The sequence below is a fragment of the Williamsia serinedens genome, from assembly GCF_024171725.1.
GTDB classification, from domain to species: Bacteria; Actinomycetota; Actinomycetes; order Mycobacteriales; family Mycobacteriaceae; genus Williamsia_A; species Williamsia_A serinedens.
Map to the genome: position 1 here is coordinate 357,961 of NZ_JAMTCG010000005.1, position 15,942 is coordinate 373,902.

The window sequence follows — 15,942 nt, forward strand, 5'->3', positions numbered from 1 at the left end:
GTTTCGATGACCGTCCCGATCCGCCCGTCGGGTGACTCCGCCGACCCGGGCGCCGACGCACCCGACGATCTCGGCCCCGTCGGCGAGGTGTCGGCACCCATCAGTCGACGACGGCTGGTGGTGCGCCGGTTCCTCCGCAACAAGCTCGCCGTGTTCGGGATCGTCCTGCTTCTGCTCCTCGTCGTGGCGGCGTTCGCGTTGCCGTCGGTGATCCCCTACGGCTACGAGGAGATCGACCCCTTCGCCCTGAACACACCCCCCACCACCCAGCACTGGTTCGGGACCAACCAGATCGGGCAGGACGTCCTCGCACAGACCCTGCGGGGACTGCAGAAGTCGCTCGTCATCGGCTTCCTCGTCGCGATCATCTCCACGGTCATCGCGGGTGTGGTCGGTGCTGCGGCAGGTTATTTCGGCACCTGGCCGGACCGCGTCCTGATGTGGATCGCCGATGCGTTGCTGGTCGTGCCCAGCTTCCTGATCATCGCCATCGCGAGCCCTGCGTTCCGTGGCAAGAGTTTCCTGATCCTCGTCCTGCTGCTGGCGGCGTTCTCGTGGATGATCACCTCCCGCATCGTGCGTGCGCTCACGCGCTCGTTGCGCGAGCGGGAGTACATCCGAGCGGCGCGCTACATGGGTGCGAGCCCGACGACCATCATCGGCAAACACATCCTCCCGGCGATGGCGTCGATCCTCATCGTCGACGTCACCCTGAACGTCGGCATCGCGATCATCGGCGAGGCGACCCTGAGCTACTTCGGCTTCGGCGTGCAGCGACCCGACGTCTCGCTGGGGACCCTCATCGCCGACGGGACGTCGTCGGCGCTGACCTACCCGTGGCTGTTCGCGTTCTGTTGTGGCGCACTGGTGCTGATCGTCCTCGCGGCCAACTTCATCGGCGACGGACTGCGCGACGCGTTCGACCCGACCTCCGGCAGGGGACAGGCCCGTGACTGACGACACCCCGGTCCTGGCCGTCTCGGATCTGCAGGTCACCTTCCCCAGCGAGGAGGGCACGGTCACCGCGGTCCGCGGACTCGACTACCAGGTCGCCCGGGGCGAGGTCCTCGCGATCGTCGGCGAGTCCGGGTCGGGGAAGTCGGTGTCATCGCTGGCGGTCATGGGCCTGCTGCCCGACACCGCGCGCGTCTCGGGATCCATCGAGCTGAACGGCCGGCAGCTGCTGGGACTCTCGGACAGAGAGATGTCGTCGGAGCGCGGACGGACCGTCGCCATGATCTCCCAGGATCCGTTGACCGCGCTGACCCCGATCTACCGCGTCGGCGACCAGATCGCCGAGGCGCTGCGCATCCATCAGCCGGACCTCAGCCGCGCCGACGCGCAGGACCGCGCTGTCGAGCTGCTGGAGACGGTCGGTATCCCCGACGCACGCAGTCGATCCCGCTCCTATCCCCACGAGTTCTCGGGCGGGATGCGGCAGCGGGTCGTGATCGCGATGGCGATCGCGAACGACCCCGACCTCATCATCGCCGACGAACCGACCACGGCACTCGACGTGACAGTGCAGGCGCAAGTCCTCGATCTGTTGCGGACCGCGCGCGACGTGACCGGCGCGGCCGTCGTGTTCATCACGCACGATCTCGGCGTCGTCGCCGGCGTCGCGGACCGGGTGATGGTGATGTACGCCGGTCGCGCGGTCGAGACGGCGCCGGTGGACGTGCTCTTCGACGAGCCCGCGATGCCCTACACCGTCGGTCTGCTCGGCTCGATCCCACGCCCCGACCGTCCTGCGCAACGGCGTCTGATCCCCATCGAGGGCACGCCGCCCGCACTCGTCGACATGCCGACGGGCTGTCCGTTCGCGCCGCGCTGCCCGATGCACGTCGACGCCTGCGACGCAACGGAACCGCCCCTGGCCGAGGTGACGCCCGGTCACCGAGCCGCGTGCATCCGGGCCGACACCGCCGTCGAGCGTTCTGCCGCAGAGGTGTTCGACGTGGACGACACGACCGGGGCGGCCGAGCCCGACAGCTCGGAGGTCGTCCTGTCGGTGCGCGACCTGCACAAGAGTTATCCGCTCTTCCGGGGGTCGGTGCTGCGTCGTCGCGCCGGCACCTTCGCCGCTGTGAAGGGTGTCAGCTTCGACGTCCGGGCAGGCTCGACCCTGGCCATCGTCGGCGAGTCCGGCTGCGGGAAATCGACGACACTGCTGCAGATCATGGACTTCGCCCGACCCGAGCAGGGTTCGGTGGAGATCCGGGGACAACGGCCGTACGAGCTGTCGCGGGCCGACCAGCGCGCGCTGCGCGCCCACATCCAGATCGTCTTCCAGGACCCGATGGCCTCACTCGACCCGCGGATCCCGGTCGGGGAGATCATCGCGGAGCCGTTGCGCATCCGCGGCGCGGATGCGGGCGAGCGTGCCCGTCGGGTGCGTGAGCTCATGGACACCGTCGGGCTGAGACCGGCACTCGCCGACCGCTATCCGGCGCAGTTCTCCGGTGGGCAGCGGCAGCGGGTCGGCATCGCCCGGGCGCTGGCGACGAAGCCGTCGATCCTGGTGCTCGACGAGCCGGTGTCGGCGCTCGACGTCTCGATCCAGGCCGGTGTCCTCAACCTCCTGCAGGATCTCCAGGCCGAACTGGGACTGGCGTACCTGTTCGTGTCGCACGACCTCGGCGTCGTGCGCCACCTCGCCGACGAGGTGGCGGTCATGCGTGATGGCGTCTTCGTCGAGAAGGGGCCCACCGAGACCGTTTTCAGCGCGCCCCGCGACACCTACACGAAGGCCCTGCTCGCGGCGATCCCGATCCCCGACCCTGCCCGTCAGCGCGAGCGCATCACCGAGGCAGCCGAACTCGCCCAACAGATCTGACCCCGCAGTCGACCCGGCCGCGGTACGAGAAGAGAGGACACACGATGACACGTCGACTACTCCGAGCGGCGATCCCGCTCGCAGTCGCCGTCACCGCCGCCGGGCTCCTGGCCGGCTGCTCGTCGGGCAACACGGGAAACGCGAACGCGCCGGCGTCGTTCGCGGCCACCGCGGCCATCAACCCGCATCCGATCAGCGACCTCCGCCAGGGCGGGAACATGAACTTCCCACTGTCGCAGATCCCGCAGAACTTCAACTACTACCAGATCGACGGAACGCAGGTGGACACCGCGCGCTTCTATCTCGCTCTGATGCCGCGTTCGTTCACGGCGGCAGCGGATGCCTCGCTGTCGGTCGACACGGACTACTTCTCGTCCATCACCGAGAGCACGGTGAACGGCAAGCAGACCATCACCTATGACATCAACCCGAAGGCCACGTGGAGCACGGGCCGACCGATCGACTACACGGATCTCGTCGCGACCTGGACTGCCGACAACGGTAAGGACACTTCGTACCAGGCGTCGTCGACCGCTGGTTACGACCGGGTCGAGTCCGTCGTCCGCGGGTCCTCGGACAAGCAGGCCATCCTGACGTTCGCAGCCGGTAAGAACTTCGGTGACTGGCGCAGTCTGTTCAACCCACTCCTCCCGCGTGAGGCGATGAACTCGCCCGAGGCCTTCAACACCGGCTCGGTCAACACCTTCCCGGCCACGGCGGGTCCGTTCCGTATCCGCTCGATCGCCCCCGGCAAGCAGCGGTTCGTCGCCGAACGCAATCCGAACTGGTGGGGCGCGAACAAGGCCGTGCTGGACACGATCACGTTCATTCCGTTGGACTCGACCGCCTCGGTCGGCGCCTTGCAGAGCGGAGAGATCGACTACTACGAGCTGGGTAGTTCCGCGGATGCGTTCAAGACGGCACGGGGTATCCCGGACATCGATCTGCGCCAGAGCCTCGGGTTCCAATATCGCCACTTCGACTTCAATGGCGCGAACGGTCGCATCACCTCCGACAGGGCGGTGCGCCTCGCGCTGATGAAGGCGATCAACCGCACGCTGATCGCCCAGTCGCAGCTCGGGCAGATCACGTCCAAGCCGACGATCCTCGACAATCACCTCTATGTGAACGGGCAGAAGGGCTATCAGGCCAACAACGGTGACATCACCTTCAACCCCGACCAGGCGAAGAAGGAACTCGATGCCGCAGGCTGGGTGATGGACGGTCAGTTCCGCAAGAAGAACGGCAAGCAGCTCGATCTGCGCGACGTGATCCCGGCGGATACGCCGAACGCCACACAAGAGGCGCAGATCATGCAGCAGAACCTCAAGGACGTGGGTGTGAACCTCGTCATCGACGCGGTCCCGTCGGACGACTTCTTCTCGAAGTACATCCTTCGCGGTGACTTCGACGTCACCCACTTCACCTGGGAGGGAACGCCGTTCACGTCCAGCAGTGACGGTATCTACCGGCTCACCCCGGGGATCACGTTGCAGAACTACGGGCAGATCGGCAGCCCCGAGATCAACGCCCTCGCCGATCAGGCGCTGGCCGAGACCGACGACGCGAAGCGCATCGTGCTGTACAACCAGCTCGACGCGAAGATCTGGCAGGAGGGTCACAGCCTCACGCTGTTCCAGCGGCCGTCGACCTACGCGGTGAAGAAGAACCTGGCGAACTTCGGTGCGCCGGCATTCGGTGACACCGATTTCTCCAAGATCGGGTTCCTGAAATAGCGGCACTGCGTTACCCGCTGGGCGCCGCGGCGATCTGTGTGATCGTCGCGGCGTCTCTCGTCGGGGTCCTGGGGGCGGTTTCGGTCCTCGTCGTCGCGATCGTCGTCGTCGGGACCGCCGGGCGGGTCATCCCCGCGTGGGGGGCGTCCCGCCGAGTGCGTCGCGGGGAGGGTGATCCTGTCACCGTGTGTCGGGTGCGCGTCCAGCGGCGTATGCGATCGCGCGGGTTCCTCGAGACGACCGAGCCCGACGGCCGTACCACGTGGTGGCCGATCGTGTTCCATCCCGACCTGCTCGCGCTGACGCCGGGGGCGACAGCGCGCCGCGCGACGTGGGCAGGTGCGGGCGCGTTCCTGATCGAGCCGGATCTGCTCGTCCTCCCGTCGGGGCGGCGCAGCCGACGCCCGCCGGGAACCCTCGTCGACGCGCCGCGGCTGAACGCCGACGACCTGCGGGCTCGCACAGCCCGGTTCGGGTCGCTGCGACGGCGGATCGTCCTCGATGCGCCCGCCGCGGTCGGAGCGCCCGTCGTCGGTGTGCTGTGGGTGCTCGTCGCCGGAGGCGGCATCGGCGCGTTCGTCGCGGCAACGATCCTGGCCGCGCTCGTCGCGGTGTGGGCCAGTGCGATCGGGGGATCGGATCCGAGCTGATCCGGCTCCGGTGGAACTGATCTGCCTCCGGTCGGGAGCCCCGGTCGACTCAGGCCAACGGCCGAAAGGTGCCCCCGATGGCGCCGGTGCGGGCGGCGTCGGCGATCGCTGCGTCGGCGCGGGTGGAGATGACACCGCTCACGTACGGGATCCCGGACGGCCGCGAGAGGATGCCGATCAGCTGCCCGCCGGCGTGCACGGGGCCGCCGGAGTCGCCGAAGCTGCCGAACAGCAGAGCGCTGAACTCCCGCGGCGCCGTGCGGTCCACGACGCCACAGCGCTCACCCGGGTCGACGTCCCCGGCGCCGTACTTGCAGACGACCTCCCCGACGGTGGGGCGGCCGACACCGCTGATGGCGACCGGCGTGGTGCGGGCCGGGCGGACGACGTCGGTGAACTCGATGAAGGCGTAGTCGAGGGCGTCGAAGACGAACACGCCGTCGCCGGGGAACCGCTTGCTGGTCACCACCGTCCCGACGACGGTGCGTCGGTCCGCGGTGAGGATGCGGTCGCCGACCACGGCGCAGTGGCCCGCGGTGAGCCCCAGCGTGCGTCCCTGCGCGTCGGTGCCGACGGCGGCGAGGGCGCACTGGCCCGGTGACGCGCCCGAGGCCTGCTGGATCACCACGGTGCTGCCGGCGCCGAGGGGAACGGTCGAGGCCGCGTGGGCGGTCGTCGGCACGGCGAGCGATGCGAGCACCGCGAACAGCAGGGACAGGCCGCGTTTCATGACACCTCGGAGATCTCGGTCGTCGATGCGGACACGGTATCCCGCACGGCTGTCAGGTGCAGCCTGATCGACGTGGGGTAGGACGGACCCATGGATCTGCAGTTGACGGGCAAGCGCGCCATCGTGACCGGCGGGAGCCGCGGCATCGGACGGGCGATCGCCCGTGCGTTGGCCGCAGAGGGTGTCGACGTCGTGATCGCGGCGCGTACCGAGGACGCGCTGCGCGCCGCGGCCACAGAGATCGGGCGCGACGTGCCCGGCCGGGTCGTCGCGATACCCGTCGACACCGGCGACCAGGACTCCGTCGATCGCCTCGTCGACCGGACCGTCGCCGAGCTCGGCGGGGTCGACATCCTCGTGAACTCGGCTGCGACACCGTGGAGCGCGGGCCGTCCCACCGACTTCGCCGGTACCACCGACGACGTGGTGCGCGAGGAGGTCGAGATCAAGGTCCTCGGTTACCTGCGGACCGCCCGCGCCGTCGCGCCGCACCTCACCGAGCAGGGGTGGGGTCGCATCATCAACATCAGCGGTCTCGGTGCGCGACAGGCGAAGTCGATCGCGCAGACCATCCGCAACGTGAGTGTCTCGGCGCTCACGAAGAACCTCGCCGACGAGCTGGGACCGCAGGGCATCACCGTCACCGTGGTGCACCCCGGCACGACCCGCACCGAACGCCTCGTCGACCGTCTCGAGAAGCGTTCGGCCGCAGAAGGTGTGACGGTCTCCGAGCTGGAGGCGGAACTGGCGACGAACTCCATCCGGCGCATCGTCGACGCCTCCGAGGTGGCCGACGTCGTGACGTTCCTCGCGTCGCCGCGCGGCGGGGCCATCACCGGTGACGCGATCGCCGTGGGCGGCGGCATCCCGGGGCCGGTCTACTACTGAGGCAGACCGTCGGCGGCCCGACTCTCAGCCGACGCCGACGGGCACGCGTCTCGGCGCTAGCTTGCGGATGATGCACTCGGCGACCTGCCGGACCGCGCTGCGGTCATGGGTGAAGCACCACGCGTAGCGGCGGTTCTCGAGCGGGCCGTCGTCACCGAGGTCCTTCGCGACGACGGTCGCGGTGTACCCGTCGGTGAGGATGACCAACGAGAACTCGCCGGGGAAACCGTCGTCGGGGTCGGCCGGGCCGCGCACGCCGGGCACGGAGAAGTCCCCTGCGCCGATCACCCCGACGAGTGTGTGCTTGCGGGCGAACCCGGCGTAGCGGTCGCCGAACCGGCGCGTGAACGCGTCGGCGTTCTGGGCGGACACGAGCAACAGCCCCGGCCAGGTCAGTGTTGCGCCGATCGTGGCGAGTTCGTCGAAGACACGAGCGATGGTCTCGTAGCGGGCGACGTGGCGGGGGAGCCGGTCGAGGACGTCGGACGGTCGCGTGAGCGGGCGCGGGAGACTCCCGAACAGGTGCAGGGCACTCGCGGCGGACGGGGTCGGCGGCTCGGCGGGCGCCGGCGCAGGTGCACCGAACAGGTACCCCTGCCCCAGCGTCGCGGACGCCACGGTCGCGAGGTGGACGTCGTGCTCGGTCTCGATCCCCTCGGCGATCACCCGCGCGCCGGTGGACACGGCGTAGTCGGCGACGAACGAGACCGTCTCGTCGTGGTGCCGGCTACCGGGCCTGGTCACGACGCTGCGGTCGAGCTTGACGACGTCCGGCAGCGCGATCGGCAGGAATGTCAGCGATTCCGGGTTGACGCCGACGTCGTCGAGCGCGATGCCGCAGCCGTAGCCGCGGGCCCAGTCGATCGCGGTCATCACCGCGCCGGGGTCGGCGAGGAGTTCCCGCTCGGTGAACTCGACGATGATCTGCAGCTCGCGCGACGCGATCTCGCGGAAGCGCTCCGCGGGGAACCGCCACCGCGGCATCGGGCCGAGCGCACGCGGCTCGACGTTGACGAACACCGTGAGCGGGCGGCGGATCCCGGCGTCCAGGGCGCCCTCCACCGCGGCGCGACGACACAACCAGTCGAGATCGGTCAGGACGCCCTGCCCGGCAGCCGCCGCGAACACCTCGTCGGGCCGGGCCTCGGGGACCTCGGGCCAGCGCGCGAGCGCCTCGTACCCGACGACGGAACGATCGGAGAGCTCGACGATGGGCTGGAAATGGGAGGTCACGCGGGACTTCAGAGCGCGCGCAGCGCTCGGCGACGGCCGCATAGCCACCTCCCCACCACCCGTCGACCACGTCACCATTCGCCCCGTTGGGTGACGATTGTCATGAGGTGGTTCGAAGTACGCAACTGTCTGGATGGGCAACTCGCCTCATTCGCCCAGGTCGCGGCACATACCTGCAGGTCAAGGCGGTGTGTCCCCGTTCACTGCCCCGCATTTGGAACACTGGTGGCGTGACTGTCGCGACCACCCGCTCCGCCGAACTGTTCCACCGGGCGACCCAGGCCATCCCCGGCGGCGTGAACTCGCCGGTCCGCGCGTTCTCCGCCGTCGGTGGCACGCCCCGGTTCATCACCTCGGCGCAGGGCTGCCGCATGACCGACGCCGACGGCGCGACCTACATCGACCTCATCAGCTCCTGGGGGCCGATGATCCTGGGTCACGCGCACCCGCAGGTCGTCGAGGCGGTCAGCGAGGCTGCGTCGACGGGGCTGTCGTTCGGTGCGCCGACCGAGGCGGAGATCGCCCTGGCCGAGGAGATCATCGGCCGTGTCGCGCCCGTCGAGCGGATCCGCCTGGTCAACTCCGGCACCGAGGCGACCATGTCGGCGGTCCGGTTGGCCCGCGGGTTCACCGGTCGCACCAAGATCGTGAAGTTCTCCGGCTGCTACCACGGCCACGTCGACGCGCTCCTCGCCGACGCCGGATCCGGCGTCGCCACACTCGGCCTGCCGACGACGCCGGGCGTCACCGGTGCCCAGGCCGCCGACACGCTGGTCCTTCCCTACAACGACATCGCCGCCGTCGAGGAGGCGTTCGCGACGTACCCCGGTCAGATCGCATGTGTGATCACCGAGGCCGCGGCGGGCAACATGGGTGCCGTCGCACCCGTCCCCGGGTTCAACCAGGGCCTGCGTGACGTCACCGCCCGCGACGGCGCGCTCCTGATCATGGACGAGGTGATGACCGGGTTCCGCGTCAGTGCGTCGGGCTGGTTCGGGCTCGACGGCGTCGCCGGCGACCTCTACACCTTCGGCAAGGTGATGAGCGGCGGACTGCCCGCCGCGGCGTTCGGTGGCCGGGCCGACATCATGGGTCACCTCGCGCCGACCGGACCCGTCTACCAGGCCGGCACGCTGTCCGGGAACCCCGTCGCCGTGGCTGCGGGCCTCGCGACGCTGCGCCTGGCCGACGCCGACGTCTACACCGCGCTCGACGCCAACGCCGCACGCCTCGGCGCGATGATCACCGAGGCGCTCACCGCCGAGGGCGTCGCGCACCGGGTACAGTTCGCCGGCTCGATGGTCAGTGTGTTCTTCACGACGGACACCGACACCGCGATCGTCGACTACGCCGGGGTGAAGGCCACGCAGACCTGGCGGTTCGCGCCGTTCTTCCACGCGCTGCTCGAGCGCGGCGTCTACCCGCCGCCCAGCGCCTTCGAGGCGTGGTTTGTGTCCGCGGCGCTCGACGAGGATGCTTTCGGTGTCCTGGCCGACGCCCTTCCCGCGGCCGCTGCGGCGGCGGGAGCTGCCGCGGAGCCGCAGGCGTGAGCGCTCCGAGCGGCACCGAGGTCCAGGGCGTGACACCCGAGGAGCTCCACTGATGCAGCGCACCATCGTGCACATGATGCGGCACGGCGAGGTCCACAACCCCGAGGGCATCCTCTACGGGCGCCTGCCGAACTTCCACCTGTCGCGGACCGGTGCGGCCCAGGCGCAGCGCGTCGCCGACGAGCTCGCCGACCACGACATCACCGCTGTCTTCGCCTCCCCGCTCCAGCGCGCACAGGAGACGGCCACCCCGATCGCCGCCGCGCACGGGCTGGACATCATCACCGACGAGGGGCTCATCGAGGCCGAGAACGTCTTCGAGGGACTCAAGGTGTCCGTCGGCGACGGCGCCCTGCGCCGCCCGCGGCACTGGATGAAGCTGCGTGACCCGTTCACCCCGTCGTGGGGCGAGCCGTACATCCAGCTGGCCCACCGCATGCTGGCCGTCGCCGGCCGGGCGCGGGAGACGGCCCGCGGACACGAGGCCGTGTGCGTCAGCCACCAGCTGCCCGTCTACATCCTGCGGCGGTTCCTCGAGGGCCAGCGGCTGTGGCACGACCCGCGCAGGCGGCAGTGCTCGCTGGCGTCGGTCACCAGCCTCCTCTACGACGGCGACGCCCTCGTCGACATCGTCTACTCCGAGCCCGCCGGCGCGTCCGACCCGCTCGCCACGGGGGCGTGAGCGACGGTCGTGTCGAAGGTCTCGCGTTCCAGGCTGGTCGCCATCCCGCTGGTGGTCGTCGCGCTCGTCGTGGCGCTCGCCGCGTGCGGGACCGGTAAGGACGCCGTCACGCAGGGCGACACGTTCGAGTTCGTCTCGCCGGGTGGGAAGACGACGATCTTCTACGACCCGCCGTCGAGCCGGAAGCGGGTGCGCGACCTCTCCGGCGAGAACGTCGTCACCGGTGCGCCGCTCGGGCTGTCCGACTTCGACGGCAAGGTCGTCGTCATCAACGTGTGGGGTCAGTGGTGCGCGCCCTGCCGCGCCGAGGTCGGTGACCTCGAGCAGGTCTACGAGCAGACCGCGCCGCTGGGTGTGGAGTTCCTCGGGATCAACTTCCGCGACAACCGGCAGGAAGCCCAGGACTACATCCGCAACAACGACGTCACGTACCCGTCGATCTACGACTACCCCGGACGCACCCTGGTGCGGCTGACCACGCCGACGTCGGTGGTCCCGACGACTGTCGTGCTCGACCGCAACCATCGCGCCGCCGCGGTGTTCCTGCGGACCGTCAGCGTCGAGGACCTCGACCCGCTGGTGCGCCGGCTCGCCGCCGAGCCGTACACCCCGCCGGCGACGCCCGCGGGCACCGGCACGTCGGTGGTGCGCGGGGGGTCGTCGTGATCCTCGCGTCGGTGGGCAGCTCGTTCGCCTCGACCGCCGCGTCCGGCCCGATCATCCTGGCGCTCGTCGCCTGCGCCGCTGCCGGACTGATCTCCTTCGCCTCACCGTGCGTCGTGCCGCTGGTCCCGGGTTACCTCTCGTATCTCGCCGGGTTGGTGGGTGCGGAGGCGCCGCCGGTGCGGGCAGGAGAGAAGCCCACGCGGGGTCGCGGGCGCGTCGCGGGCGCGGCACTGCTGTTCGTCCTCGGCTTCACCGTCGTGTTCGTCCTCGCCACCGCGAGCGTCTTCGGGCTCACCTCGTCGGTGCTGGTGAACCGCGAACTGCTCCAGCGGATCGGCGGGGTCGTCACCATCCTCATGGGCCTCGTGTTCATCGGCCTGGTCCCGATGTTGCAGCGTGAGGCACGATTTCATCCGCGGCTGGTGTCGAACATCGTCGGTGCCCCGCTGCTCGGTGCGGTGTTCGCCCTGGGGTGGACGCCCTGTCTCGGACCGACGCTCGCCGCCGTGGTCGCGACCGCGTCGGGCACCGAGGGGTCGACGGCCGCGCGCGGTGTCGCCCTGATCGTGGCCTACTGCCTGGGCCTCGGCCTGCCGTTCGTCCTGCTGGCCTTCGGGTCCGCGACCGCCCTGCGCGCGGTCGGGTGGATGCGGCGGCACGCCCGCGCCATCCAGGTCGTCGGGGGAGTGCTGCTCATCCTCGTCGGCATCGCCCTCGTGACCGGACTCTGGGACAGCTTCGTCACCTGGGTCCGCGACGCCTTCATCACCGACACGGAACTGCCGATATGACCGACACCCAGACGCGGCCCGCCGCGTCGTCGCCCGCCCCCGAGCGGCGGCCGTCCTTCGCCCGCCGACGGCTGCTGTGGCCCGCACGCAACCTGTGGCGGTCGCTGACGTCGATGCGCACCGCGCTGGCGCTGCTGTTCCTGCTCGCCCTCGCCGCCGTACCCGGTGCCCTGCTCCCGCAGCGCGAGCTGAACGCCCAGAAGACGCAGTCCTACATCGACTCCCACGGCCTGGCCGGACGCATCCTCGACCGCCTGCAGTTCTTCGAGGTGTTCTCGTCGGTCTGGTTCACCGCCATCTACGTCCTGCTGTTCATCTCGCTGGTCGGCTGCCTCACGCCGCGCATGATCGAGCACGCGAAGTCGTTGCGCGCCCAGCCCGTCGCCACCCCGCGCAACCTCGCCCGGATGCCGCGCCACGAGACCCGCGAGGTGGCCGGCGAGCCCGAGCAGGTCGCCGCCCGCATCAGCGACAACCTGAAGGGCTGGCGCCGCACCACCACGGTCCGCGACGACGGGGTGGTCGAGGTGTCCGCCGAGAAGGGGTACCTGCGCGAGTTCGGCAACCTGGTCTTCCACTTCGCCCTCCTGGCGCTGCTCGTCGCGATCGCCGCGGGCAAGCTGTGGGGCTACGAGGGCACCCGCATCCTCGTCGCCGACGGGCAGCAGGGCCTGTGCAACACCTCGACCGCCGTCTACGACTCCTTCCGCGGCGGCAACCTCGTCGACGGCACCGACCTCACGCCGTTCTGCATCACGATCGACGACTTCTCGGCGAAGTACCTGCAGACCGGTCAGCCGGACATGTACTCGGCGACGCTGAACTACCAGACCGGGTCCGACCTCGACACCGGTCGCCAGGAGTCGGCGACGGTGAAGGTCAACGACCCGCTGCGCATCGCCGGGGACCGCATCTACCTGCTCGGCCACGGCTACGCGCCGACGTTCACGGTGCGCTTCACGAACGGGGAGACCCGCACGCAGACCGTGCCGTTCACCCCGAACGAGACGGCCACGCTGCTGTCGTCGGGCGCGGCACGGTTCGACACCCCGGCCGGGCTGTACCCGAACCCCGACGACCGGCGGAAGAACCAGATCGCGCTCGAGGGCATCTTCGCCCCGACCGCCGCCTACAGCGGCGCGAACAACACGCTGCTGTCCTCGTCGTTCCCCGCCGCCCGCGACCCGGCCGTCGCAATCCGCATCTACGAGGGTGACACCGGACTCGACACCGGTCGGCCGCAGAACGTGTACTCGCTCGACCAGAACCTCATCAACCAGGGACGCCTGCGGCAGCAGGTCACCTCGGGTGGGTCGCGGCTGGGCACGAACCTGACCGTCGGCCAGTCGACGCGTCTGCCCGACGGCACGACGGTGAGCTTCGACGGCTACAAGCAGTGGGCGTCGCTGCAGGTCAGCCACGACCCCGCGCAGCAGTACGTGCTCATCGCGGCCATCGCGATGCTCGCCGGCCTGCTCGTGTCGTTGCTGGTCAAGCGCCGTCGCGTGTGGGCTCGGGTGTCCCCGGCGCCCGCGGGCTCGGCCCCAGGGGGATCGTCCACAGCCGGTCAACGACTTACAGTAGTAGAGATGGCCGGTCTGGCCCGCACGGATCAGGCCGGCTGGGGCGAGGGTTTCCCCGACCTCGTCGACAAGGTCACGGCCTCCCGGGACGCGACCGACGAGGCCGTCGCGTCACCGACGCCGGCCCAGAAGAGCGAGAGGTGAACCAGGTGCACATCGACGAGAACCTGTCGCGGTACTCCGACCTCCTGTTCGGCACGACGCTGACGGTGTACGTGCTGGCCATGATCATGTTCCTCGCGGCACTCGCGTCGTCGAAGGGGCGCGCCGCCGCGCCCGCCGCCGCCGAGAAGGTGCTGGCGAAGGCCGGCGTCGGGGCAGGCGGGTCGACCGCCGGCCCGGTGCGCACGCCCGGCCGTGTCGTCGAGAAGGAGCGTCAGCCCTGGGGTGACCGCCTCGCCCGGATGGCGTTCCCGGTCGTCATCGTCGGCGCACTGGCCCACGTCGGCTCCATCGTGTTCCGCGGTCTCGCGACCGACCGGATGCCGTGGGGCAACATGTACGAGTTCATCAGCCTCTCGTGCGCCGCGGGCGTCATCGCCGGCATCGTCGTGCTGCGCCGCCCCGAGCACCGGCCGCTGCTGTCGTTCGTCCTCGTGCCCGTCGCACTGCTGATGTTCATCGCCGGACGCTGGCTGTACACGCAGGCCGCGCCGGTCGTGCCGGCCCTGAAGTCCTACTGGCTCGCGATCCACGTGTCGATCGTGTCCGTGGGCTCGGGTGTGTTCCTGGTGTCGGGTGTGGCGAGCGCGCTGTACCTGATCAAGCTGCGCTGGCCCGAGGCCGGGACCGGCATCGGCGGCCGCATCCTCGACCGTCTGCCCTCTGCGGAGGCACTGGACCGCGTGGCCTACAAGACCGTCGTGTTCGCGTTCCCGCTGTTCGGACTCGGGGTGATCTGCGGTGCCATCTGGGCCGAGTCGGCCTGGGGTCGCTTCTGGGGGTGGGACCCCAAGGAGACGGTGTCGTTCATCGCCTGGATCATCTACGCGGCGTACCTGCACGCGCGCGCGACGGCAGGCTGGCGGAACACGAACGCGGCGTGGATCAACATCGCCGGCTTCGTGGCGATGCTGTTCAACCTCTTCATCATCAACCTCGTCGTGTCGGGGCTGCACTCCTACGCCGGACTCTGAGCCCGGCCGGGCGCAGCGCCCGATCACGACGGGGTCGGTGTCAGGACGCCTCGGCCTGCTTCTTGACGACCTTGAGCAGTTCGATGACGGTGTCGATCGTCGACGCGGACAGGTCGCCGTGGCGGAACGCGGCGATGTGGGCACCGGTCTCGGCGGCCATGGCGACGTACTCGCGCTGCTGCTCCACCCGCTTGAGGTCTTCCTCGGGATCGGTGAGGAAGTAGGTCACGCTGATCTCGAACGCGCGTGAGATGGCCTCGACGGTGCGGAACGAGGGCGTCTTGGCCTTCCCGGTGCGCAACTGCGAGATGTAGGCATCCGACAGGGTGTACCCGAGCCGATTCGCCTTCAGGGCGATCTTCTTGCCCGTGTAGGGGATGCCGTTCTCGTCCCGCACCGTGTCGAACAGCTCGTTGAGGCTGTCGGCGAACGGCTTCGCGGTCCGGACGTCGTCTGTGATGGACATGTGGTTGCTCTCCCGAATCCAGACAGGAAAAGGCTTCTGCCGAGATCCCCACGATCCCGGTCACCGAGCCGATTCCTTGACTGGTTGTTGTCGCATGCGAGGCGGAGCACGCCCTGCATGTTTGACGAACTCTACCGCCCGTCGAGCTTTTTGCGGAGTGGTGACGACCACTGTTGTCTCGGGCGGCAATCCGCATCCATGCGGTTCGCCAGCGCAACAAAGCAGCTGGTCATGCGGATGACCGGCTCAGGCGCCGGGATCTCGAATTCGGCCCGTCGGGACGGTCCACCTACAGGGTTCCCGCTCCACCTGCAGTGCGCCCCGGCGCAGACGCTCCACTTTTTCGAGGACGCTCCGGATATATCCGGAGCGTCCTCGAACAACCGGAGCGGGAACCCTGCAACCGGAGCGGGTCAGGCGGCGCCGGTCGGGGCGGGAGGCTCGTCGCCCTTGTCGGCGTCGGAGCCGCCCGTGCGACGACGCTCCTTGCCGAGGTCCCAGAGGAAGTCGGCGTCGTCGTCGGGGCCGATCGGGCCGCGCCGCGGACCCTGCACGTCCTGTTCCGGTTTGAAGGCACGCCACACCAGATAGGCCACCCCGACTGCCACCACGAACGCGATCACATAGACCACCGGACACCTCCACTACCCGTCGTTCCAGGGTACGCGAGGTGTGCCGACGACCCCGGGACGCGAAACGGACCCCGACCGTGGTGGTCGAGGTCCGTTCGACAGATGCGAGTGGTCAGTCGGTGCGGCGGTTCAGCAGCGCGACGACGTCGGCCTCACGGAAGCGACGGTGGCCGCCCGGGGTGCGGATCGCGCCCAGCAGGCCCGAGCTGGCCCAGCGTGCGACGGTCTTCGGATTGACGTTGAACATCGCGGCGACCTGACCGGGCGTCAGCGTGTGCTGGCTCGCCAGCCGCGGGGTGATCATCGACGGTGTCCCTGTGGTCGGATGAACTGCGGTCATGATGCCTCCTGATGCGAGGTCGA

16 protein-coding genes are annotated in these 15,942 nt (G+C 69.6%); 11 read left to right on the forward strand and 5 right to left on the reverse strand.

The features are described from left to right. The first annotated feature begins 6 nt into the window (after positions 1-6). From LX12_RS15200 to LX12_RS15215, 4 genes are all read left to right on the forward strand, one after another. Positions 7-957 (forward strand): ABC transporter permease, encoded by a 951-nt coding sequence (locus LX12_RS15200; protein ID WP_253655416.1) that lies wholly within the window; start codon positions 7-9, stop codon positions 955-957. Then, a complete protein-coding gene (locus tag LX12_RS15205; RefSeq protein ID WP_253655417.1) occupies positions 950-2,836 on the forward strand; it encodes an ABC transporter ATP-binding protein in 1,887 nt (628 codons plus the stop codon). Before LX12_RS15200 ends, LX12_RS15205 begins: the two co-directional genes overlap by 8 nt. Positions 2,837-2,880: 44 nt before the next feature. Then, positions 2,881-4,572 (forward strand): ABC transporter family substrate-binding protein, encoded by a 1,692-nt coding sequence (locus tag LX12_RS15210; protein ID WP_253655418.1) that lies wholly within the window; start codon positions 2,881-2,883, stop codon positions 4,570-4,572. 194 nt (positions 4,573-4,766) lie between these two features. Continuing rightward, positions 4,767-5,222 (forward strand): hypothetical protein, encoded by a 456-nt coding sequence (locus tag LX12_RS15215; RefSeq protein WP_253655419.1) that lies wholly within the window; start codon positions 4,767-4,769, stop codon positions 5,220-5,222. 49 nt (positions 5,223-5,271) lie between these two features. Here the strand turns inward: LX12_RS15215 and LX12_RS15220 are convergent, their stop codons facing one another. Continuing rightward, complete coding sequence (locus tag LX12_RS15220; protein ID WP_253655420.1) at positions 5,272-5,952, reverse strand: chymotrypsin family serine protease; 681 nt, start codon at positions 5,950-5,952, stop codon at positions 5,272-5,274. 90 nt (positions 5,953-6,042) lie between these two features. Between LX12_RS15220 and LX12_RS15225 the strand changes: the two genes are divergently transcribed. Further along, on the forward strand, positions 6,043-6,840 hold the full coding sequence (locus LX12_RS15225; protein ID WP_253655421.1) for an SDR family NAD(P)-dependent oxidoreductase: 798 nt from the start codon (positions 6,043-6,045) through the stop codon (positions 6,838-6,840). A gap of 24 nt (positions 6,841-6,864) precedes the next feature. Here the strand turns inward: LX12_RS15225 and LX12_RS15230 are convergent, their stop codons facing one another. Next, positions 6,865-8,151 (reverse strand): EAL domain-containing protein, encoded by a 1,287-nt coding sequence (locus tag LX12_RS15230; protein ID WP_308214020.1) that lies wholly within the window; start codon positions 8,149-8,151, stop codon positions 6,865-6,867. Between the two features lie 152 nt (positions 8,152-8,303). Here LX12_RS15230 and hemL point away from each other — a divergent pair, with 152 nt between their 5' ends. Genes hemL through ccsB form a run of 6 tightly spaced genes read left to right on the forward strand, consistent with a single transcriptional unit; the run spans position 8,304 to position 14,481 of the window. Beyond that, positions 8,304-9,623, forward strand: coding sequence for a glutamate-1-semialdehyde 2,1-aminomutase (gene hemL, locus LX12_RS15235; RefSeq protein ID WP_253655423.1), 1,320 nt, complete (start codon positions 8,304-8,306; stop codon positions 9,621-9,623). Between the two features lie 52 nt (positions 9,624-9,675). Beyond that, positions 9,676-10,305 (forward strand): histidine phosphatase family protein, encoded by a 630-nt coding sequence (locus LX12_RS15240; protein ID WP_253655424.1) that lies wholly within the window; start codon positions 9,676-9,678, stop codon positions 10,303-10,305. A 9-nt stretch (positions 10,306-10,314) separates the two neighbouring features. After that, positions 10,315-10,971 (forward strand): TlpA family protein disulfide reductase, encoded by a 657-nt coding sequence (locus tag LX12_RS15245; RefSeq protein ID WP_253655425.1) that lies wholly within the window; start codon positions 10,315-10,317, stop codon positions 10,969-10,971. Positions 10,972-10,982: 11 nt separating this feature from the next. Continuing rightward, a complete protein-coding gene (locus LX12_RS15250; RefSeq protein ID WP_253655426.1) occupies positions 10,983-11,762 on the forward strand; it encodes a cytochrome c biogenesis CcdA family protein in 780 nt (259 codons plus the stop codon). Further along, on the forward strand, positions 11,759-13,489 hold the full coding sequence (resB, locus tag LX12_RS15255; protein ID WP_253655427.1) for a cytochrome c biogenesis protein ResB: 1,731 nt from the start codon (positions 11,759-11,761) through the stop codon (positions 13,487-13,489). Before LX12_RS15250 ends, resB begins: the two co-directional genes overlap by 4 nt. A gap of 5 nt (positions 13,490-13,494) precedes the next feature. Continuing rightward, the gene (ccsB, locus tag LX12_RS15260) at positions 13,495-14,481 is read left to right on the forward strand and encodes a c-type cytochrome biogenesis protein CcsB (protein ID WP_372505056.1); all 987 of its coding nucleotides are present in this window, start codon (positions 13,495-13,497) and stop codon (positions 14,479-14,481) included. 40 nt (positions 14,482-14,521) lie between these two features. Here ccsB and LX12_RS15265 read toward each other — a convergent pair whose 3' ends face one another. From LX12_RS15265 to LX12_RS15275, 3 genes are all read right to left on the reverse strand, one after another. After that, a complete protein-coding gene (locus LX12_RS15265) occupies positions 14,522-14,947 on the reverse strand; it encodes a helix-turn-helix domain-containing protein (RefSeq protein WP_253655429.1) in 426 nt (141 codons plus the stop codon). A 413-nt stretch (positions 14,948-15,360) separates the two neighbouring features. Further along, positions 15,361-15,579 carry a hypothetical protein gene (locus LX12_RS15270; protein WP_253655430.1) on the reverse strand — a complete coding sequence of 73 codons (219 nt, stop codon included), beginning with the start codon at positions 15,577-15,579 and terminating at the stop codon, positions 15,361-15,363. Between the two features lie 112 nt (positions 15,580-15,691). Then, positions 15,692-15,919, reverse strand: coding sequence for a BldC family transcriptional regulator (locus LX12_RS15275; RefSeq protein WP_253655431.1), 228 nt, complete (start codon positions 15,917-15,919; stop codon positions 15,692-15,694). Positions 15,920-15,942 lie beyond the last annotated feature (23 nt).